Source organism: Rhodopseudomonas sp. B29 (assembly GCF_000333455.1).
In the GTDB taxonomy this organism is placed as follows: Bacteria; Pseudomonadota; Alphaproteobacteria; order Rhizobiales; family Xanthobacteraceae; genus Rhodopseudomonas.
On sequence record NZ_BADD01000777.1, the window covers coordinates 1 to 436 of the forward strand.

Genomic DNA, 436 nt, shown 5'->3' on the forward strand with positions numbered 1-436 from the left:
GATCAGCCGCTTCAGCAGCCGGTCGATATCGGTCAGCGCCTCGCCTAGATCGAGTACCTGCGGCCGCAGCGTCTGCTTGCGCGAGAACGCCAACAGCTGCCGGACCAAAGTCGCGGCGCGCGTGGCGTTCTGCTTGATCTGCATGATGTCCTGGAACGACGGATCAGTCGGCTTGTGCGCGTTCAGCAGGAAGTCGTTGGCCATCATGATGGCCGAGAGCACGTTGTTGAAATCGTGCGCGATGCCACCGGCGAGCTGGCCGATGGTCTCCATCTTCTGCGCCTGGTTGATCTGGTTTTCCAGCGCGCGCCGCTCCGTCGTCTCCAGCATGTAGATGATCGCCGCCTCGGCATCGCCGTACACCGTGCCGGTGAGAAACATCGCGTATAGCACCCAGCCGAGCAGCAGCCCCGTCCAGGTGTGAAGCCCGGCCATG

At 63.1% G+C, this 436-nt stretch carries 1 protein-coding gene; it reads right to left on the bottom strand.

The features are described 5' to 3' along the window. The coding region (locus tag I5M_RS30770; RefSeq protein ID WP_040771942.1) for a sensor histidine kinase at positions 1 to 436 on the bottom strand (436 nt) is incomplete at both ends.